Below are 19,064 nucleotides of genomic sequence, written 5' to 3' on the forward strand. Positions count from 1 at the left end.
GCGCACCGCGACACGCAAGGCCCCTTGCGGTTCGCGCCAACCTGCTGTGATCTATCTCACCCCGGGCGTATGGTGCTCGCGTGACCGCCACCAATGTCGAATGGCTCGTGAGTGCGCAGCGTCCTAACGTCTTTCGCGCGCTGCTGGACGCGCGCTCGGTCCGCACCTGGATGGTGCCGGACGGAATGACCAGCCGGATCCACGAATTCGATGCGCGGGTGGGCGGGAAGTTCCGGATCTCGCTCACCTACGACGTGCCGAACGGGGCCGGGAAGACCTCGGCGCACACCGACACCTTTCACGGCCGGTTCGCGCGGCTGGTGCCCAATTCCGAGGTGGTGCAGACGGTCGAGTTCGAGACCGAGGATCCGGATCTACAGGGTGAGATGACCATCAGTTACACCCTCGCCGACGTACCGGGCGGGACCAAGATCGTCGCACGGCACGACAACCTGCCGCCGGGGCTGTCCGCGCAGGACAACGAGGTCGGATTCCGGATGGCGCTCGCCAAACTGGCCGCGCTGGCCGAGCGCTGGGCGGCCGCCAACCCCGAATCGGATTGAGCCTGCCGGGCTTCCGGTAGGGCTTGATCGTTTACGGCTCGTGCTTACAGTGGGTTGGTATGGCTTTGCCGGATTACCCACGTCCGTCCACGGCCGCCGAGTACGACGACCGGCGCCGCCGGGCCCGCCTGCTCGACTCCCGCTGGGGCCAGGACTGGGTGCGCTGGCGGCGCGCCCGGCTGATCCTGTTGCGGCTCAGCCTGATTCCACTCGTCCTGCTGGTCGTCTTCGCCCAGTACATGGCGCGTGACGTCGCCCCGGAACGGGCGCGGCTGGCCCGCACCACCCCGGCGGTGCTGCCCATCGCCGCGCCCGACGGCGCCCAGGCCAAGGACACCGCCGTCTTCGATCTGGTCGGTCTCGGCGTGCTCGACGCCTCCGATACCGCCCGCGCCCTGCCCGCCCTCACCGAGTTGGGGTCGGTGTGGGCGGTCCGCTACGACAACGCCGGTATCGACACCAAGGTCATCGCGGACCTGATCGTGCGGGTCACCGAAGCAGCCAAGATCTCGACCGTCACCCTGGTCGGGCACAGCATGGGCGGGGTGATCGCGCTGGAGATCGCCAGCCATCTGCACACCGGCAGCACCCGCAGAGTGGCCGCGGTGATACTGGATTGCACCCCCGTCGACCTGCACGCGGTCCGCGCCGAGAGCCGCGACCAAGGCGAGAATATGCAGCGCTGGATGGGCTGGATCCCCGGCGCGCGCGAAAGCCGCCTGTTGCGCTTCGCCGTCGAAACCTATGCCCGTCACGACCGTTTCCTCGGCGGCCGGCGCGGCTTCCGCGCCGAGGAGTTCCGCCAAGTGGTGCTGGACGTGCTGGAAGACAAGATCTTCAACACCGACACCGCCAGCAACGGCCTGATCGAAGCCCAGTTCAAGGCGATCGTGGCCGGCGGCGCCGTCGACGACCTGCGCGCACTGGCCAAACCGGCCGACGGCAAACCCCGCCCCGCCATCGTGTTCATCCGCCCGCACGATGCCTATCGTGACCCGGTCGTCGACGTCGACTACTCGCACCGCGCCCTGATCGACCGGGTCGGCGGCGTGGACGGCACCCTGCTGGTGGTGACCACCCGAACCACCGCCCACGCCAACCCGATTCAGCGCCCGGAGGAGTACAACAGGGTCATCGCCCAGCAGGTGGTGCCGTTCGTGCGGCTGGTGCAACAGGAGTCCGCGACCGGGTCGTCGGCCGGGCGATAGTTCGAACGTTTCCCCGGCGTCACCGGACCACGTCGTCGAAGGCCGGGCGGATGCCGGAGGCGGGGACGAGGTTCCAGGCTTCCAGCTGCACGCGCAGCTGTTCGGCCGCATCGATGTTCAGTGGGCCGCTGGTCCACAGGGCGTACGGGAGGTTCAGGAAGCGGCCGGCGGTGACTGCGCGCAGGTTCTGGATGCCGGGCTTGGAACGCAGCAGATCCACCTTCTGCTCGAAGGTCTGCGGCGGGTAGTCGACGAAGACGATGGCGTCCGGATCGGCGGCGGCCAGGCGTTCCCAGGACACGGCGGTCCAGGTGTCGGAGACGTCCGCCAGGGCGTTGCGGGCGCCTGCGGCCTCCAGGATCGCTTGTGGCGCACCGAATTTGCCGCTGGAGAAGACGGTGTCGGAGGCGCTGTCGAAGACGAAGATGGTCGGCGTGCGCTCCGGCCGCGGCGCCGCCCGCAAGGCCGTGAGCCGCCTGCCGATATCGGCGTCGAGCGCGGTGGCCCGCTCGTCGCGGCCGGTGATCGCACCCAGATCGGTGAGATCGGTCCGCAATGCCGTCCAGGCGTCGGTGATCCCGCGCTCCCCATCGGGCCGGCGGCAGCTCTCGGTCAGCGTGTACGGCGCGACCCCTGCCGCCCGCAGTGAATCCGGGGTCAGATTCGTCGCCTCCGAATAGCCGTAATTCCATCCGGCGACCATCACATCCGGTCGCTGCGCGAGCACCGTCTCGCGCGAAGGATATTCGGGCGCAACCTGATTCAACCGGTCCACCGCATCCCCGTAATGCCGCCGCAGGGTGTCGGCATCGCGTTTGAGGCTCGACACCGCCACCACCTGATCCTGCGCGCCCAAGGCCAGTGTCATGGAGATCAGGTTCCCGTCATTGACGAACATCCGCTGCGCCGGCGACGGAAACTTCACCTCCACACCGCAATTGCGCACCGTCAGATCACCGCTCGCCGCCTGCGGACTCCCGCACGCCGCCACCGAAACCACTACCGCCGCGACCGCGGCGACGCCCAGACCCTTCGGCGTCGCGGCCACCGCCGTGCCCTTCGTAACCTGTTTCACGCCTGTGCCTTTCGCGCCGTGATCAGTAGATGTGATTCGCCGGTACCGGGGTGCGCCACTCGTGTCGCACACACTCCGAACACCGTTTCGAGCACCTCGTCCCGCAAAGCCGTCGCGGGTTCGGCCGGCGCCTCCGCGCGCCCGTCGTGCACCACCAGCACCCGATCGCAATATCGATCCGCCAGCGCCAGCTCGTGCAGGCTCATGACCACTGTTCGCCCCAATCCCCGTGCCAGCTCCAGTAATTCGAGCTGATGCGTCACATCCAGATGATTGGTCGGCTCGTCCAGCAGCAATACCGGCGTCTGCTGCGCCAGCGCCCGCGCCAGCATTACCCGCTGCCGCTCACCGCCTGAAAGCCGATGCACCGCACGCCCTTCGAACCCCGACAGATCGACCCGCGCCAGCGCTTCCGCCACTGCCGCTCGCTCCCCGTCCCCGCCCGCACCCCACGGCGGCAGATACGGCGTCCGCCCCAGCGCCACCAATTCCCCCACCAGCAGATCCTCCGGCGGCCGCTCGTCCTGTCCCACCAGCGCGACGAGGCGAGCCCGCACCCGCCCCGAAACCCCGTGCAGCAGCCGCCCGTTCACGAACACCTCGCCCCGCACCGGCGCGGCCAGCCCCGCCAATGTCCGCAACAGGGTGGTCTTTCCGCTCCCATTCGGCCCCACGATGCCGATGACCTCCCCGGCCGCCACCGAGAACTCCACCCCGGCCACCACGGTCCGCCGCCCAGCCGCACAAGCCAGCCCCCGCACCTCGATCCCGGCCGCGTTCGGAACGGCCACCGTACTCGGCGTCCGGGCAGGCTCGGCCGTACTCGGGCACCCGGCCGCCGCACTCACGGTGGCTGTCGAGGGTGCGGTCTCGACTGCCTCGGCGGGTTCGGTCCTGAATCCCGCGGTTTTGTCAGCGTTCTCGCCGCCGGCCCCGCGCCGGAGCCACCGTCGGCTCGTCCGGGCCTCGTCCGTGCCGCCTCCCCGCCTCATGACGCACCGAATCGGTAACGGCGGCGGCCCATGAGCAGCAGGAAGGCGGGTGCGCCGATGAGGCCGGTGAGGACGCCGACCGGGATTTCGGTGGGGCGCACCAGGACTCGGGTGGCGGCGTCGGCCGCTACCAGGAAGATCGCGCCGCAGAGGGCTGAGGTCGGGAGCAGGATGCGGTGGCGGGGGCCGACCAGCAGGCGGGCGGCGTGCGGGACCACCAGGCCGACGAAGCCGATACCGCCGGAGACCGCGACCAGGACGCCGACCAGGACCGCGAGCAGGACGAACAGGGCGATTCGCAACTCGCGCACCGGGACTCCGATGGAGGCGGCGGCATCCGGGCCGAGGCCCAGCGCGTCGAGCCAGTTCGCGGCGAGCATGAGGATCGCCGCGCAGGCCGCTACGACGGTGGCGGGGAGCAGGATTCGGGTCCAGTCCGCGCCGGCGAGGCTGCCCAGCAGCCAGAACAGCACCGATTGGGCGGCGGCGGGATCGCTGCTGCGGAAGATCAGGTAGCTGCTGCACGCGGCGAAGGCCGAGCCGAGGACGGTGCCGGTGAGGACCAGACGCAGTGGGGTCAGGCCGCCTTGCGCTATCGCGATGATGAAGACCGCCGCTGCGGCGAGCAGGGCTCCGGCGAGCGCGCCCGCCGACAAAGCCCACAGTCCGGCTCCGGCGAACACCCCCGAGGTGATAACCGCCGCCGCACCGACTCCCGCGCCGGAGGACACCCCGAGCAGGTAGGGGTCGGCGAGCGGATTGCGTACCAGCGTTTGCATCGCGGCCCCGGCGATCGCGAGCCCCGCGCCGACGACGGCCGCGAGAATCGTTCGCGGCACCCGCAATTGCCACACGATGGTGTCGAGTCCCGAGCCGGTGGCGTCGCCGGTCACTCGCCGGACCAGGACGTCCACGACCGCGCGCACCGGCACGAGCTCCGCGCCGAAGCCCGTCGCCAGCACCATGGCGACGACCAATAATCCCCCGAGCAGGGGCAACCACAACGATGTCCGCGCACGGCTCATCGACCAAGCTCCACAGGCAAATCGCGGCCTCTCCAGAGTTCCATCCGGTGGGGGAGGTCTGACTCGCGCACGAAGCCGTGCGCTCACAGTGGCGCGACCGTTCCGGATTCTCACCGGATTCCCGCACCCACCAACGACAACGCCGGAACTCTACCGCCTGGTCTGCTGGAGTGGTCGAGCCAGCCTCACCTTATTGAAAACTATTTCCAATAAGGTACCGCATGGCGGGCCGCTCAGCGCACGCGGGTGCCGAGCAGGTGGCGGACGCCGGAGACGAAGAGCTGCAAACCGAAGTCGAAGCGGGCGGTGGCATCGATGGTGTCGTGCAGTGGCGAGTTCTCCTCGGGAAGCGCGCCGGCGGAGTCCATCTGGATGCGGGACTGCTCGTCCACGGTCTGGCCGAGCACGTAGTAGAGCAGGGTGAAGGCCGCGAGATCGGCTTCCTCCCTGGTCATTCCGGCGCGAATGGCGGCCGAGGCCAGGCGTTCGCGGCCCTTGGAGGTGGTCAGGCGCGAGGCGTAGGTGGACGAAACCAGTTCCGCCCCATCGCGATAGGCGAGCAGGCAGGAGCGCAGCCGGTGCGCCAGCTCGGTCAGCTGCCCGGACCATTCGTCCGATTCCACCGGCTCGTCCATCGGCGCGAGAATGCGGTCCGCCACCGCGCCCAGCAACGCCTGCTTATTGGGGAAATGCCAGTACAGCGCGCCGGGCTGGACATGCAGCGAACCCGCCAGCCGCCGCATGGTGAGGTCCGCGAGGCCGTACTGATCGAGAATGGCGATGGCCCCGTCGACCACATCCGTGCGGTGCAGTTGCACTGAATCCGACCCCTTCGTGTTCCGGCTCACGTTTCCGGCTGCTAGCCTACCCTGAACACCGTTCAAGTTGCTCGGCCACAGGGCCGGACGAAGGGATTTGCGCGCCATGACCCAGGCAGCCGTCACCACCGAAGCCGCCGGCTCGGCCAGCGACGACATTCTCGCCATCGCCCGCGAGCAGGTGCTCGAACGCGGCGTCGGCCTGAACCAGGAACAGACCCTCGAGGTGCTGCGGCTCGGCGACGACAAGCTCGAGGAGCTCCTGGCTCTCGCCCACGATGTGCGCATGAAGTGGTGCGGCCCCGAGGTCGAGGTCGAGGGCATCATCTCGCTCAAGACCGGCGGCTGCCCCGAGGACTGCCACTTCTGTTCGCAGTCCGGCCTTTTCCAGTCGCCGGTGCGTGCGGCGTGGCTCGATATCCCCTCGCTGGTGGAGGCCGCCAAGCAGACCGCCAAGACCGGTGCGACCGAATTCTGCATCGTGGCAGCGGTTCGCGGCCCGGACGAGCGCCTCATGGCGCAGGTCGCGGCGGGCGTGGAGGCCATCCGCAACGAGGTCGACATCCAGGTCGCCTGCTCGCTGGGCATGCTCAACCAGGATCAGGTCAACCAGCTGGCCGCCATGGGCGTGCACCGCTACAACCACAACCTGGAGACCGCGCGCTCGCACTTCCCGAACGTGGTCACCACCCACACCTACGACGAGCGCTGGGAAACCCTGCGCATGGTGCGCGAAGCCGGTATGGAGGTCTGCTGCGGCGGCATCCTCGGCATGGGCGAATCCCTGGAGCAGCGTGCGGAATTCGCCGCCGACCTGGCCTCGCTGGAGCCGGACGAGGTGCCGCTGAACTTCCTCAACCCGCGCCCGGGCACCCCGTTCGGCGACCTCGAGGTGCTCCCGGCCGCCGACGCGCTGCGCGCCGTCGCCGCCTTCCGCCTCGCGCTGCCGCGCACCATCCTGCGTTTCGCGGGCGGTCGTGAGATCACCCTCGGCGACCTCGGCGCCAAGCAGGGCATCCTCGGCGGCATCAACGCCGTCATCGTCGGCAACTACCTGACCACCCTCGGCCGTCCGGCGGAATCGGATATCGATCTGCTCGGCGAGCTGAAGATGCCGATCAAGGCGCTCAACGAAACCCTCTGAGATAGTAGAAGGATGGTCGTGGACATCGAGGAGCGCTACAACCCGTTCACGGGTAAACGAGTGGTGCCGGGCCTGGACGATCCGATTCCGCCTTCCGCCGCACTGGGTTTGGAGCCGCCGCGCTTCTGCCAGCAGTGCGGCCGGCGGATGATCGTGCAGGTCAGCCCCGACGGCTGGTGGGCCAAATGCTCCCGGCACGGGGTGCTCGATTCGAGCAACCTGGAACGCCGCTAGTGGCAGCCACATTGGCCGGCGCCGCGCCCGGCAGGCTATCCGCCGACGTCGTCAAGCGGGAAGGCCGGGCCGCGGCGCTGGTCTTCCTCGCCGTGAGTGCTTTCAGCGCGCTCGGCGGGGTGGTGTGGGCGTATCTGGCTCCCGCCGAACAACTTCTGGTGGTCGAACCGGATCGCGGCGCGCCGCTGACGGGGGAGAGCACGCATCGGTTCGATGCCGTGGCGATCTATGTGCTGATCGCCGTGGTGGTCGCGGTGCTGACCGCGGTCGCCACCTGGCGCTGGCGGCGCATGCGCGGTCCGATTCTGCTGGTCGGTCTGCTCGGCGGGGCGGCGCTGGGGTCCTCGCTCATGCGCTGGGTCGGCGAGGCGGTGGCCGAGCAATTGCATACCCGGCCCGCACATCCGCCGGTCAAATCGATCGTCGAGATCGCGCCGGTCGTCCAGGGCTGGCCGGTGCTGCTGGTGCAACCGCTGCTGGCGGCGCTGGTCGTGCTGATCATGGCGGCGCTCAGCACCTCCGATGATCTGGGCAGCGGCGAATACCTGCCGTTCGGTGGGGAACTGCCGCAGCCCGAGGTCGTCGCGCCCGGCTTCGGCACCGCCATGACGTACGGCCCGTATGCGAACGAGGGTCCGTCGCAACCGTTCGGTCCGCGAAACCCGGTGGTGCCGTTCGAAGCTCCCGGCTCGGTGCCGGACTCCGACCGCACGCGCTGAAATTCGCTGGCCGCCTGTCAGTGCCTGCCCTTACCTTGTAGTCCGGACTTCACGGACTACAAGGGGGACCGGCCATGGGTGCCGTCGCTTCTCAGCCCGGTCCCACCCCGGAAACCGCCGGGGAGCGACCGGATCTCACCGCGTGGCGGCAGCGCCACGAACTACGCCGATCCAATGCGGCGCAACCTGTTCCGAGCGGGCGGGCGTACAAGCGCACCGGCAAACACCGCAAGCGCGACCGCGACTAGCCGCCTCGTCATCCCGGCGTGTTTTTGGCCGGGATCTCACCTATCGATGTGAGATTCCGGCCAAAAGCATGCCGGAATGACGGAGGATGAGGTGTTAGCTGGGCGGTCGCAGGGCTGCGAATTCGTCGGTGACGCGGATCTCCGAATCGGTGAAGCGGTAGACCGCCGCGGGTCGTCCGCCGGCGCGGCCGGGGGAGGCTGTCGCGCCGGTCGGCATGATCACCTTGCGGCGGGACAGGACTCGTTGCAGGTTGGTCGTGTCCACGTCGTATCCCAGCGCCGCGCAATAGATTTCGCGGAGTGTGGACATGGTGAAGCGCTCGGGGGCGAGGGCGAAGGCCATGTTCGTGTACGAGAGTTTCGCGGCCAGGCGGGTGCGGGCGTGCTCGACGACGATGCCGTGATCGAAGGACATGTGCGGTAGATCCGAGACCGGATGCCAGCGGGTGTCCGGGGGAAGTTCCGGCTCCGCGGTCAGCGGCACCAATCCGAGGTAGGCCGAGGCGATGCGGCGGTCGCCGGGCACTCGGTCCGGATCGCTGAAGACCGACAGCTGTTCCAGATGCGTCAGCTCCCGCACATCGACCTTCTCGGCCAGTTGGCGCGCGGCGGAGGTATCGAGATCCTCGTCGTCGCGCAGCCGCCCGCCGGGTAGCGACCAGGTCCCCTTGGCCGGATCCAGGGCCCGCTCCCACAACAGCACCGCGAGTTCGGTGCGCTGGCCCGGTGGGCAGCGCTGCGCCGTGGCGGCCTTGCCCGCCGCCGCGGCGGTACCGCGTCCGTTGGCCGCGAAATCGGGCGCGGAACCGGGATTCGCATGTCCTGCACCACTTTCCGGTGCAGCTTTAGCACTTCTACCTGCACCGATAGTGTCCGGGAAGCGACGAACCTGGAACACGGCGGTGAGCGTTTCGTGGATGGTGCTACTATGGGGCACGTTTTCGATTCTAAGTCGAAAACCGGTTGTATGCGAATCGGCGAGGTGGCCGGTCGCATGAGAGAAGGAGCCACGCCATGGCTGCACTAGGTGCGACGATCGCGCTTTCCGAGCGCATCGTGGACGGCCCGTCGGGTTTCGGCGGCGTCGAGGCCACGCCGGAATGGGCGGCGGAGATCAAGCGGCTGGCCCGCGAACGCAACGCCACCATCCTGGCGCACAACTACCAGCTGCCCGAGATCCAGGACGTGGCCGACCACGTCGGCGACTCCCTGGCGCTGTCCCGCATCGCGGCGGAGGCGCCCGAGGACACCATCATCTTCTGCGGCGTGCACTTCATGGCCGAGACCGCGAAGATCCTCAGCCCCGAGAAGACCGTCCTCATCCCCGATCAGCGCGCGGGCTGCTCGCTGGCCGACTCCATCACCGCCGAACAGCTCGCCGAATGGAAGGCCGAGCACCCCGGCGCGCTGGTGGTCTCCTACGTCAACACCACCGCCGCGGTGAAGGCGCTCACCGACATCTGCTGCACCTCCTCCAACGCCGTCGACGTGGTCGCCTCCATCGACCCCGACCGCGAGGTGCTGTTCCTGCCGGACCAGTTCCTGGGCGCGCACGTCAAGCGCATCACCGGCCGCGAGAACATGCACATCTGGATGGGCGAATGCCACGTGCACGCCGGCATCAACGGTGACGAGCTGAACGAACAGGCCCGCACCCACCCCGACGCCGAACTCTTCGTGCACCCCGAATGCGGTTGCGCCACTTCGGCGCTGTACCTCGCGGGCGCGGGGGAGTTCCCGGCCGATCGCGTGCACATCCTGTCCACCGGCGGCATGATCGACGCGGCCAAGGCCGCCAAGTCGAAGCAGGTCCTGGTCGCCACCGAGGTCGGCATGCTGCACCAGCTGCGTAAAGCGGCCCCGGGCATCGACTTCCAGGCCGTCAACGACCGCGCCTCCTGCGCCTACATGAAGATGATCACCCCGGCCGCCCTGCTCCGCTGCCTGGTCGAGGGCCGCGACGAAGTCCACGTCGACCTCGAAACCGCGGCCCTGGCCAAGAACTCGGTGCAGCGCATGATCGAGATCGGCAACCCGGGCGGCGGCGAGTAGCCATGGCCCCCGCCGGGGCCGCGGGCCATCTGCCCGCGCCGCACCAGAATTCAGCGTTTGCGCACCCGGAGAGCGCGAAACCGGAAGCTGTCCTGTTGGGCGGCCTCGTAGTCGAAGGTGACCCGGTCACCGGCTTCCAGCGAGCGGAAGCCGGTGCCTTCGATCTCGCGCAAGTGCACCCACGCGTCGAATCCGGACGGCAGTTCGGGGGACGCGATCGCGCCCCAGCCGCGCTCGGCGTGGAAGAACTTCACAATCCCGTCGGCCATCTGTCGAGCATGGCAGCGGGTCTCCCCTGGAAGGGGTGGATGTAGTGAACACATCCGTATCGATCACTTGGGAAGCCGAGGCCGACCTGGTCGTGGTGGGCGGCGGCGTCGCGGGACTGACCGCGGCGCGCACGGCCTCGCTGCGCGGGCTGCGGGTGCTGACGCTCAGCAAGGGCGGGCCCACCGATACCTCGACGCAGTACGCGCAGGGCGGGATCGCCGTGGTTGCGCCGCACGGGGATTCGGTGGAATCGCATGTGCAGGACACCGTGGTGGCGGGGGCCGGGCTGTGTGATGCGGAGGCGGTGCGGTCCATTGTCGAAGGCGGTGTGGATGCCGTCGCGGCGCTGACCGATCTCGGGGCGGTGTTCGATCTCGGCCGGGACGGGGAGGTTTCGCGGACCCGGGAAGGCGGGCACAGCACCCGGCGGATCATTCACGCCGGCGGCGACGCCACCGGGGCCGAGGTGCAGCGGGCGTTGAACGCGGCCGGGCTGCCGGTCATCTTCGGGGCCGCGGTACTCGAGATCGTGACCGGGCCCGAAGGGGTTCGAGGTGTGATCGCGGTGTCGGAGCAGGGGTTCGGCGTGGTGCATACGCCGGCCGTGCTGCTGGCCACCGGCGGGCTCGGGCAGTTGTACGCGTGCAGCACCAATCCGTCCGGGGCGACCGCCGACGGCATCGCGCTCGCCTTGCGCGCCGGTGCGCTGGTCTCGGATCTGGAGTTCTTGCAGTTCCATCCGACGGTGCTGTTCACCCCCGGCGGGCTCGGGCGGCGGCCGCTGATCAGCGAAGCCGTACGCGGCGAGGGCGCGATTCTGGTTGATTCGCAGGGCGATTCGGTGATGGCGGGCGTGCACGAGCGCGGGGACCTCGCCCCGCGCGATATCGTCTCGCGAGCCATCGCCGCGCGGATGAAAAGGCTGGGCGCCGACCACGTGTACCTCGACGCCCGCGCCCTGGACGGCTTCGCGCAACGCTTCCCGACGATCACCGCGTCCTGCCTGGCCGCGGGCATCGACCCGACCGAAATGCTCATTCCGGTCGCGCCCGCCGCGCACTACCAGTGCGGCGGCGTCGTCACCGACACCTCCGGCCGCACCACCGTCCCCGGTCTCTACGCCGCGGGCGAGGTGGCGCGCACCGGATTGCACGGGGCCAACCGGCTCGCCTCCAACAGCCTGCTGGAGGGTCTGGTGGTCGGCGAACGCGCCGGTACGGCCGCCGCCGAACGGCTCGGCACGGCGGCCCCGATCACCGAGGTCGGCCCGCTCCGGTTCCCGCGCGCGGACCGGAAACTGTTGCAGGAACTCATGACCGAGCACGCCTCGGTGGTCCGCGACGGCGACGGCCTGCGCTCGGCCATCCTACGCATGGTCGGCCTGATCTCCGACAACAGCGCACCCGGTCTCGCCGTCCGCTTCGCGCCCGGCGGACCCGCCGATGCCGTGCCCGCCGGGGTTCGGTCGCAGCCGGACGCGGCCGCCCTCATCGGCGACGTGGCGCAGGGATCCGAGGTGGTCTCCGACGCGATCGGCGCGACCCCGGACGACGCGAAGATGATCGCCGCCGATTCGGCTGCGGCGGTGATTCGCGAGTTGGAGGATTCGGCGCTCACCCTCACCGCTCGCGCGCTCTTGCTGGCGGCCGCCGCACGCACCGAAAGCCGTGGCTGCCACACCCGTTCGGACTATCCCGAGCCTCGCGAGGAGATGCGCCGCAGCACCGCGGTCCGGCTGGGCTCCGACGGCCGCCCCAAACTGGCCGCCGACGGATGGGCAACCACGTTGGCCGACGGGGTCTCCACCGAGCTGCGGTCGGCGTCATGACCCGGCAGCGCGCACTGCGGCTTCGCGAGGAGCAGTGCCGCAATACCGCGGTCCGGCTGACCGGCGAAAGCTGGACGACTACTGCCGCGCCCGGATCTCCGCGCACCCGGGGCACGGCGGGTTTTCCGCCACGCCGTGGGCCGGCTGCGCCGACGACTCTCTCGATCGCCTATAGCGCGATGCGGCCGGCCTCGGCTCCGGACCGCCGCGACATCATCGGGCCCGCTTCAACTTTCATGTGAGAAGGAACGTAGTTATGGCACTCGACTCCAGCCTGGATCGCGACGAGGTCGTCGCGCTGATTCGCACCGCCCTGGATGAGGATCTGCGGTACGGGCCCGATATCACCACGATGGCGACGGTTCCGGCCGACGCGGTGGCCAAGGCGGCCATGGTGTCGCGGCAGCCGGGGACCGTGGCCGGGCTGGATGTCGGGCTGCTGGTGCTCGACGAGGTGATCGGGGCGGGCAATTACGAAGTGAGCGAACGGGTCGCGGACGGGACCCGGGTGCAGCCCGGGGATACCGTGTTGCGGCTGGTCGCGCCGACGCGTGAGCTGTTGACCGCCGAGCGGACGCTGTTGAACCTGGTGTGTCATCTCTCGGGGATCGCCACCGCGACCTCCGCGTGGGTGGACGCGGTGGCGGGCACCGACTGCAAGATCCGGGACAGCCGTAAGACGCTGCCGGGGCTGCGGGCTCTACAGAAGTACGCGGTGCGGGTGGGCGGCGGCGTGAATCACCGGATGGGACTGGGTGATGCGGCGCTGATCAAGGACAATCACGTGGTCGCGGCCGGGTCCGTGGTGGCCGCGCTGCGCGCGGTGCGGGAGTTGAATGCCGATATCGAGTGCGAGGTCGAGGTGGACAGCCTCGAACAGCTGGACGGCGTGCTGGCCGAAGACGTGCAGCTGGTGCTGCTGGACAACTTCCCGCTGTGGATGACCCAGTCCGCGGTGCAGCGGCGCAACAACATCTCGCCGGCTACGAAACTCGAGTCCTCCGGCGGCCTTTCGCTCGATATGGCCGCCGACTACGCCCGCACCGGCGTCGACTATCTCGCCGTCGGCGCGCTCACCCATTCGGTGCGGGTACTGGACCTCGGTCTGGATATGTGAAGCTCAGAGCCCGAACTCGCGCGGATCCAGGTGCAGCACCTGGCAGGCTTCCTTGACGGCGGCGATCTCGCTCGCATCGAAATCGCCGTCGGCATTGCCGATCATGATGCCCATCTGCACCACCGCGCGGGCCTCGGTGTCCTTGCCGGTGGACTTGGCGATCTGCTGCATGACGTAGGCGCGGCCGAAGGCCGGATCCATGGTGATGCGATTGCAGTTGTCCTCGAACAGGGTCCGCAGTTCATCGGTGGCGAAGTGTTGCAGGATCGGATCGGACCCGATGAGCTGCGCCACCCGCATGCGCTCACCCGGATCGATGCTGCCGTCCGCCGCCGCGACCAGCGCGCAGATGCCCATGGTGGCATCCCGGAATGAGCCGCCGCGCAATTCGTTTCGCTTGCTGAGTAGTTGTTCCCGCCATTTCGGCGCGCTGTCCATCAGTTTGCTGATCGACGTGGCATGCGAGATGAGGCGGTTGAGGAAAGCCATGACACACTCCGAGAATTCTTCCCGGACCGACACCACAACCCCCGTGTCCAGGTCCGGACTGCGCAACGTTACAAGCAGACCCTAACAGCAGGTTCGCCGGTAGGGGCACGAAAATTATTCGGCGACAATCGTACTCGCAGCCGCGGCCGCGCGTGGGGTATGACCAGGGAATTCAGGCGGTGAGTTCGCGTTCGAGCGGTGTACGGAAGCGTGGGATGGGCCGTACTTCGCCGTACCACTCGCGCATGCGCTCGGCTTCGGCGGCGATCGCGGCGCTCGCGTCCGCGCCCACGTCCTCGAGCAGCCGCCAGACGATCTCGCCGTCGGTGCGCTGCGCCCAGCCGCCGACAATGTGCCCGTTCCACCAAATGGTCGGTCCGACATTGCCATTGCGATCGAAGAGGGCGGGGCCGTGCGTACCGAGATACCAGTCGCGGGACTGCCAGCCCATCGGGGTGGGGTCGAGCGCGGGCAGCAGTGCGGCCCAGGGGTCGGGCTCCGGGGTCGGTTCCAGATCATCCGACAGCGCCAGCCCGGTGGTGCCGTCCAGATCCACTTCGGTGACATCCAGCGTCGCCAGGGTCTTCTTGACCTCGCCGGCCGTCCAGCCCGTCCACCATTTGATATCGCTCACCGGCGCGGGCCCGAAGGTCCACAGCCAGCGCCGCACCAGCTCGGCCCGCGCTTCCTCGATCGTGAGCTCCGGAATCCCCTGCGGCACCCACGATTCGATGGGCGCCCAGGTGTATTGACTGCTGCCCCAAGACCCGTTCGGCCGCCCGCGCACGATCCGGCCCTCGGCACCGAGGGTCACCAGCACCCAGGTGGTGATGTTGGTCGGCTTCGAATACGACTTGCCCGGCGCGGTATTCACCTGCGTTCGCAGTCGCGGCACATCCTTGCTCAACTGCGCACCCGTCGCGGCCCCGCGCGTCAGCAGCGCCGCATGCGTCTCCGCCTCCACCTCGGCCCACCAGCCGGCGACATCACCCTCGACGACGCCGGCCTTCTCCAGATAGCCCGCATAGGTCTTGCGCTGCTTGTGCGCCAGCCCGTCCCCGCACGAAGCCTGGAGTGCGGGCACCAATTCGAGCGGCGCGACGAACATGGTCCGCCGCATGGCCAGCAACCGCAGCAGCGTCCGGTCCTCGTACAGCGCCTTCTCCACATGCCCCGGCTGCGCGGTCCGGCTGCGCGCCGCGACCGACAGGTACACCGTGGCCGGATCGGTGGCATGCAGCACCACCATCGACCGCACGATCTCGTCCACGTCATCGCTACGCTCGGCCCGCGCCAGCCGATGCCGCACCCCTACCCGGGCCCGCCGCTCCGCCACACTCATCGAAAGCACGATCGAAGAGTAACCACTGCCACTGACAGCACCGCTGATTCGGCGAGCGCCATCCTTCTCGGTCCGCGCGCTCTCGTCATTCCGGCATGCTTCAACCGGAATCCGCGGCACGAATTGGCCGCTGGTCGGATCCGACAGCCGCTCCGGGCTCTCGTCCGAACGGGAACAGGAGCTGTCCACCGGGTGTCGGTTTGCGGCACTGCCCGTGTGTATCCCGCCTGAAAGCGCGCCGGGACGGCGGGTTCGGGCACGATGACCGGACGCGAGCCGGAACGCTCGGCGCGGATGCCCGGTGACGGGGCGGGGACGTGCGATGATGCCGCGATGCGAGGTCGGAGCGCGGGCGCGGTGGTCGGAGCGGTACTGGCGGTGCTGGTCGCTACGGGTGGTGTGGCGCTGGAGGTTTCGGCCGCCTCGCCCGCGGCCGCCGATCCCGTGGCGAGCGTACGCGTCGACATCCAGGACGTGTCGCTGACCGTCGATGGGGAGACCGCGACGGGGCGGCTGTACGAGCCGTATCGGGAGCATCCGGGGGATCTCGAGGCGCGGGACCTGATCGTCGCGGTGCACGGGCATGCGGGCAGCGCGGCCGACTTCGAGGGGTACATGAGCTCGATCGTGCGCAATACCGGCGCGCCGTTGCTGACCATGGATCAGCGGTCGGCGCAGGGTCCGTGGCGGACGGGGGAGTGGAATGTCTGGGCGGGCTGGCGGGACACGGTGAGCGCGACGCAGTGGTATCGCGGTGCGCACCCGGCGATTTCGCGGACCGTGCTGTGGGGCTGGAGCCAGGGCGGGGTGACGAGCGGGCTGGCGGCCGCGTACGCACCGGCCGGGACCTACGACTATTGGGTCGATACCTTCGGGCAGTCGGGCGACTTCACCGGCTGGCTCGAAGCGCCATTCGCCGGACCCGCGCTGCGGCCGGAGATCGAACGGGACGCGGGCGGCTGCACACCGCTGTCCTGCCCGCAGGCGTACGCGGACCGCACGCCGACGCTGCTGGCGAACCGGATGAACATCAAGCGCGCCTTGATCGTTCACGGTACCGCCGACAATCTGGTGCCCTACGCGTCCGGGTTGGAGACGCGGGCCGCCATGACGCTCACCGGCAAACCGGTCTCGATGTATACCGTGCTGACCGGACGCGATCTCGACGGCAGCGTGGTGCCGGGCGGGCACGGGCTCGGCCCGGTGTTCTACGAATCCGGGTGTGTGGTGCAGCGGTTGCTGCTGAACACCGAACCCCTGGGCGGTGACCACGACTATCTGATCGATATCGCCAACGGCATCGACACCGCTCCGCCCGCCCCGCCGAACACCCTGTGCGGCGGCTGATTCCGGATCGTCCAGCCCGTCCGCAGGCAGATACGGTCGGGGCGCGGCCGGTCCGAGATCAGTCCGCGCTGACCGCGTCCACGATATCGAGGCGGGCGGCCCGGACCGCCGGTGGAATCGATCCGAGCAGGCTCAGTGCCAGTGCGCCGCCGGTGAATACGAGCAGCATGGGGCCGGGCCGGAAATGCACGTCCAGACTCATCAGATCGGTGGCCAGGAACGAGTACAGGAACTGATTGGTCAAGCCGAACAACATCCCCAGCGCGGCCCCGACCAGTCCGATCCCCAGCGCTTCGGCCAGCACCATGCGTAGCGCGAAACGGCGGCTGGACCCGACGGCCCGCAGTATCCCCAATTCCCGGCGGCGTTCCAGCAGCGCCAGGGTGAGCGTATTGAGCAGACCCATGGCCGCGATGACCGACACGATGACGAGCATGATGCGCGAGAGCGCGAGCCCCTGCTTCATCGCGCTGCTGACGCCGTCCAGCGCCGCGTCCCCGGTGTAGACGTGCACATCCGGCGGCGCGACCTGCCGGACCGCATCGGCCAGCGCGTGGCGATCCGTCCCGGGCGCGGCGGTGATCTGCAAGGTCGAGGAGCCGGGCCGTTCGAACCATTCCCGCATGAGAGTCAAACTGAGCGAAGCGGTTCCGGTGAGCGCGGAGAAATAGGAAATGGTCGCCAGCACCCGCACCTGCCGCGCGCCGCCGGGTGTCTGCAAGGTCAGCTCCTCGCCGGTCGAAACCCCCAGGGTGTGCGCCAGATCGCGGGACAGCACGATGCCCTCGCCCGCCAGTACCCGCTGCTGTGTCCGCGCGTCGAGGGCGTCGAGCATGGCGAAGTTGCTGTCCGGTTCCACGCCGTACAGCAGGGCTTTGGTGCCCGCCAGCGTGGCGAAGGACAGTTGCCCCTCGACCACCTTCGCGACCCCGGGCACCGCGGCGACCAGCTCGGCCAGATCGTCGGGGAGTAGAGCGGTGGGCACCGCGTCCTCGGGCGGCACCGTGATCCACACGTCGGTCTCGGCCAGCGCGGCGAAGGTCGAACGGGCCGAGGTCACCGCGTCCGCATTGGACCCGGTGATGGTGATGGTCATGGCCACCGCGATGGCGACGGTCATCAGCGTGGCCCACACCCGGCGCGGCGCGCGGTCGATACTCACCGCGGCGAGCACCCCGGGCGCACCCAGCCGCCGGGTCAGCGCGCCGGCCGCCCATACGATCGGCCCGGTGCAGGCGAAGGCCAGCGCGATCTCCGCGGTGAACGCCAAACCCAGTGCGACAGCGGCGAACAGGCCCAGATGCGCCCGGGTGGTCAGCACCGTCGCGACGATCAGCAGCCCGCCCAGGGCCGCGGCCACGACGCGCAGCCGGCGCGGGATATCGTCGGCGTGCGAGCCGCCGACCGGAGCCAGCGCCTCCACCGGTGACACCCGGTAGACCTGGCGGGCCGCGACCGCCGTGGCCGCGACGGTGGTCAGCACGGTGGCCGCCACCGCGGCCGGGATCGCGTAGGCGGGCAGGAAGTATTGCAGCCGGGCGTCGGTCACCTGGGTGAACGCGCCCGGCAGCAGGCCGATCGCGTACTGCCCGGAGAAGATGCCGAGCACCGCGCCGATCAGGCCGCCGAGCAGGCTCAGCGCCAGGGCCTCCACCAGTACGTCGCGCACGATCGTCTGCTTGCGCCCGCCGATGGCCCGCAGCATGGAGATCACCTGCCGCCGCCCGGCCAGGGCCATGCTCATGGTGTTGTAGATGAGGAAGGCCGCCACCACGAAGGCGATGCCCGCCCCCATGGTGCCGATGAACTGGATCATCACGATGCCGTTGCCGGTCTGCGCCGCCTGCGCCCCGGGCAGCCCCACCACCGCGCGCCCGGCCACCGCGCCGATGACCGCCGACTTCAGCTGTGCCGCATCGGTATCCGGCGCGGCGACGATCAGTACCGAGTCGATCTGTTCGCCGCGGTCGGTGATGCGCTGCGCCAGCGGCAGCGGTGCCACCAGGAAGTGCCCGCCGTTCAAGTGCGCCGACTGCGCATCGGTGAGTACGGCCGCCACGGTGACCCGGTGCGGTCCGATCTGCACGGTCTCGCCTTCGGCGTAACCCGCGCTGGGACCGGCGAACACGCCGTCGCGCACCCTGGTCAACTTGCCGATCGCAGCGGTGTCCACGGCGCTGCGCAGATCGGAATCGAGTGCGGCACTGGATCCGTCGACGCCGAGGATCAGCAACTGGCCGGAGTGCGGTCCGACATTGGACCGCAGCATGGGCACCGCGGCCCGCACACCGGGCACCTGCGCCACGTCATCCCGCACCGACTGCGCGAAGCCGGCGTCGGTCACCCCCGAGATCTCCAGTGCCGCATTGCCGGACAACCCGGCCGAGAGCCGTTCGATGGACCCGGTCAGGGATCCGGAGATGCCCAGCACGGTAACCAGGAATGCCGACGACACCGCCATTACGAATACCGCCGCCGCGGTCCGCCCCCAGTGCGTCGCGAACTCGCGAACGGTGAACAACCGCAAGCGATCCAGTAACGCGATCATGGGATCAGGCTAGGGTGCCGGGTGAACCGGTGTCCATGGGCGCGA

The 19,064-nt window shown here is 69.2% G+C and carries 19 protein-coding genes and 1 riboswitch; of the genes, 10 read left to right on the forward strand and 9 right to left on the reverse strand.

What is annotated here, in order from left to right; genetic code table 11:
• Window positions 1-80 precede the first annotated feature (80 nt).
• Both NI1_RS33365 and NI1_RS33370 read left to right on the forward strand, forming a co-directional pair.
• Window positions 81-563: an SRPBCC domain-containing protein gene (locus NI1_RS33365; protein ID WP_067829383.1), complete on the forward strand. Its 483-nt coding sequence runs from the start codon at window positions 81-83 to the stop codon at window positions 561-563.
• 59 nt (window positions 564-622) lie between these two features.
• Window positions 623-1,771 (forward strand): alpha/beta fold hydrolase, encoded by a 1,149-nt coding sequence (locus NI1_RS33370; RefSeq protein ID WP_067829385.1) that lies wholly within the window; start codon window positions 623-625, stop codon window positions 1,769-1,771.
• Between the two features lie 19 nt (window positions 1,772-1,790).
• Here the strand turns inward: NI1_RS33370 and NI1_RS33375 are convergent, their stop codons facing one another.
• The 4 genes from NI1_RS33375 to NI1_RS33390 all read right to left on the reverse strand — a co-directional run bounded on the left by NI1_RS33375 (window position 1,791) and on the right by NI1_RS33390 (window position 5,681).
• Window positions 1,791-2,846, reverse strand: coding sequence for an ABC transporter substrate-binding protein (locus tag NI1_RS33375; RefSeq protein ID WP_439957327.1), 1,056 nt, complete (start codon window positions 2,844-2,846; stop codon window positions 1,791-1,793).
• Entirely contained in the window at window positions 2,843-3,637 is a 795-nt protein-coding gene (locus tag NI1_RS33380) for an ABC transporter ATP-binding protein (protein ID WP_067829386.1), read from the reverse strand. The genes NI1_RS33375 and NI1_RS33380 overlap by 4 nt, the downstream gene beginning before the upstream one ends.
• Window positions 3,638-3,834: 197 nt before the next feature.
• Window positions 3,835-4,863 carry a FecCD family ABC transporter permease gene (locus NI1_RS33385; protein WP_067829387.1) on the reverse strand — a complete coding sequence of 343 codons (1,029 nt, stop codon included), beginning with the start codon at window positions 4,861-4,863 and terminating at the stop codon, window positions 3,835-3,837.
• 33 nt (window positions 4,864-4,896) lie between these two features.
• A riboswitch (cobalamin riboswitch) is annotated at window positions 4,897-5,032 on the reverse strand.
• Window positions 5,033-5,096: 64 nt separating this feature from the next.
• Window positions 5,097-5,681 (reverse strand): TetR/AcrR family transcriptional regulator C-terminal domain-containing protein, encoded by a 585-nt coding sequence (locus tag NI1_RS33390; RefSeq protein WP_067829388.1) that lies wholly within the window; start codon window positions 5,679-5,681, stop codon window positions 5,097-5,099.
• Between the two features lie 106 nt (window positions 5,682-5,787).
• Between NI1_RS33390 and bioB the strand changes: the two genes are divergently transcribed.
• The 4 genes from bioB (at window position 5,788) to NI1_RS38585 (ending at window position 8,026) form a co-directional block, all read left to right on the forward strand.
• Complete coding sequence (gene bioB, locus NI1_RS33395; RefSeq protein ID WP_067717147.1) at window positions 5,788-6,825, forward strand: biotin synthase BioB; 1,038 nt, start codon at window positions 5,788-5,790, stop codon at window positions 6,823-6,825.
• A 12-nt stretch (window positions 6,826-6,837) separates the two neighbouring features.
• The gene (gene bsaP / locus NI1_RS33400) at window positions 6,838-7,059 is read left to right on the forward strand and encodes a biotin synthase auxiliary protein BsaP (protein ID WP_067829389.1); all 222 of its coding nucleotides are present in this window, start codon (window positions 6,838-6,840) and stop codon (window positions 7,057-7,059) included.
• The gene (locus NI1_RS33405) at window positions 7,059-7,778 is read left to right on the forward strand and encodes a DUF2567 domain-containing protein (protein WP_067829390.1); all 720 of its coding nucleotides are present in this window, start codon (window positions 7,059-7,061) and stop codon (window positions 7,776-7,778) included. Before bsaP ends, NI1_RS33405 begins: the two co-directional genes overlap by 1 nt.
• A gap of 74 nt (window positions 7,779-7,852) precedes the next feature.
• A complete protein-coding gene (locus NI1_RS38585; RefSeq protein WP_169815671.1) occupies window positions 7,853-8,026 on the forward strand; it encodes a hypothetical protein in 174 nt (57 codons plus the stop codon).
• Window positions 8,027-8,120: 94 nt separating this feature from the next.
• Here the strand turns inward: NI1_RS38585 and NI1_RS33410 are convergent, their stop codons facing one another.
• The gene (locus NI1_RS33410) at window positions 8,121-8,963 is read right to left on the reverse strand and encodes an NUDIX hydrolase (RefSeq protein ID WP_281179524.1); all 843 of its coding nucleotides are present in this window, start codon (window positions 8,961-8,963) and stop codon (window positions 8,121-8,123) included.
• Between the two features lie 77 nt (window positions 8,964-9,040).
• Here NI1_RS33410 and nadA point away from each other — a divergent pair, with 77 nt between their 5' ends.
• A complete protein-coding gene (gene nadA, locus NI1_RS33415) occupies window positions 9,041-10,078 on the forward strand; it encodes a quinolinate synthase NadA (protein ID WP_067829393.1) in 1,038 nt (345 codons plus the stop codon).
• Window positions 10,079-10,128: 50 nt separating this feature from the next.
• Here the strand turns inward: nadA and NI1_RS33420 are convergent, their stop codons facing one another.
• Window positions 10,129-10,347: a cold-shock protein gene (locus NI1_RS33420; RefSeq protein ID WP_067829394.1), complete on the reverse strand. Its 219-nt coding sequence runs from the start codon at window positions 10,345-10,347 to the stop codon at window positions 10,129-10,131.
• Between the two features lie 44 nt (window positions 10,348-10,391).
• On the opposite strand from NI1_RS33420, the gene NI1_RS33425 reads away from it, so the two are divergent.
• Both NI1_RS33425 and nadC read left to right on the forward strand, forming a co-directional pair.
• Window positions 10,392-12,176: an L-aspartate oxidase gene (locus tag NI1_RS33425; RefSeq protein ID WP_157535477.1), complete on the forward strand. Its 1,785-nt coding sequence runs from the start codon at window positions 10,392-10,394 to the stop codon at window positions 12,174-12,176.
• Window positions 12,177-12,432: 256 nt separating this feature from the next.
• Entirely contained in the window at window positions 12,433-13,293 is an 861-nt protein-coding gene (nadC, locus tag NI1_RS33430) for a carboxylating nicotinate-nucleotide diphosphorylase (protein WP_067829397.1), read from the forward strand.
• 3 nt (window positions 13,294-13,296) lie between these two features.
• On the opposite strand, the gene NI1_RS33435 is transcribed toward nadC, so the two are convergent.
• Together NI1_RS33435 and NI1_RS33440 are read right to left on the reverse strand one after the other, a co-directional pair.
• Window positions 13,297-13,782: a tellurite resistance TerB family protein gene (locus NI1_RS33435; protein WP_067829812.1), complete on the reverse strand. Its 486-nt coding sequence runs from the start codon at window positions 13,780-13,782 to the stop codon at window positions 13,297-13,299.
• Window positions 13,783-13,954: 172 nt separating this feature from the next.
• Window positions 13,955-15,124, reverse strand: coding sequence for a winged helix DNA-binding domain-containing protein (locus NI1_RS33440; protein ID WP_067829399.1), 1,170 nt, complete (start codon window positions 15,122-15,124; stop codon window positions 13,955-13,957).
• 333 nt (window positions 15,125-15,457) lie between these two features.
• On the opposite strand from NI1_RS33440, the gene NI1_RS33445 reads away from it, so the two are divergent.
• Complete coding sequence (locus tag NI1_RS33445) at window positions 15,458-16,471, forward strand: alpha/beta hydrolase family protein (protein WP_157535479.1); 1,014 nt, start codon at window positions 15,458-15,460, stop codon at window positions 16,469-16,471.
• A gap of 58 nt (window positions 16,472-16,529) precedes the next feature.
• Here the strand turns inward: NI1_RS33445 and NI1_RS33450 are convergent, their stop codons facing one another.
• The gene (locus NI1_RS33450) at window positions 16,530-19,019 is read right to left on the reverse strand and encodes an FtsX-like permease family protein (protein WP_067829402.1); all 2,490 of its coding nucleotides are present in this window, start codon (window positions 19,017-19,019) and stop codon (window positions 16,530-16,532) included.
• Window positions 19,020-19,064 lie beyond the last annotated feature (45 nt).

The sequence above is a fragment of the Nocardia inohanensis NBRC 100128 genome (assembly GCF_001612945.1).
GTDB lineage: Bacteria > Actinomycetota > Actinomycetes > Mycobacteriales > Mycobacteriaceae > Nocardia > Nocardia inohanensis.

Bases quoted from the DNA above. Each gene is read 5' to 3' on its own strand.
- NI1_RS33370 (WP_067829385.1), top strand. From the start codon at position 623: ATGGCTTTGCCGGATTACCCACGTCCGTCCACGGCCGCCGAGTACGAC.
- NI1_RS33385 (WP_067829387.1), bottom strand. From the start codon at position 4,863: ATGAGCCGTGCGCGGACATCGTTGTGGTTGCCCCTGCTCGGGGGATTA.
- bioB (WP_067717147.1), top strand. From the start codon at position 5,788: ATGACCCAGGCAGCCGTCACCACCGAAGCCGCCGGCTCGGCCAGCGAC.
- bsaP (WP_067829389.1), top strand. From the start codon at position 6,838: ATGGTCGTGGACATCGAGGAGCGCTACAACCCGTTCACGGGTAAACGA.
- NI1_RS38585 (WP_169815671.1), top strand. From the start codon at position 7,853: ATGGGTGCCGTCGCTTCTCAGCCCGGTCCCACCCCGGAAACCGCCGGG.
- nadA (WP_067829393.1), top strand. From the start codon at position 9,041: ATGGCTGCACTAGGTGCGACGATCGCGCTTTCCGAGCGCATCGTGGAC.
- NI1_RS33420 (WP_067829394.1), bottom strand. From the start codon at position 10,347: ATGGCCGACGGGATTGTGAAGTTCTTCCACGCCGAGCGCGGCTGGGGC.
- nadC (WP_067829397.1), top strand. From the start codon at position 12,433: ATGGCACTCGACTCCAGCCTGGATCGCGACGAGGTCGTCGCGCTGATT.
- NI1_RS33435 (WP_067829812.1), bottom strand. From the start codon at position 13,782: ATGGCTTTCCTCAACCGCCTCATCTCGCATGCCACGTCGATCAGCAAA.
- NI1_RS33440 (WP_067829399.1), bottom strand. From the start codon at position 15,124: ATGAGTGTGGCGGAGCGGCGGGCCCGGGTAGGGGTGCGGCATCGGCTG.
- NI1_RS33445 (WP_157535479.1), top strand. From the start codon at position 15,458: ATGCGAGGTCGGAGCGCGGGCGCGGTGGTCGGAGCGGTACTGGCGGTG.
- NI1_RS33450 (WP_067829402.1), bottom strand. From the start codon at position 19,019: ATGATCGCGTTACTGGATCGCTTGCGGTTGTTCACCGTTCGCGAGTTC.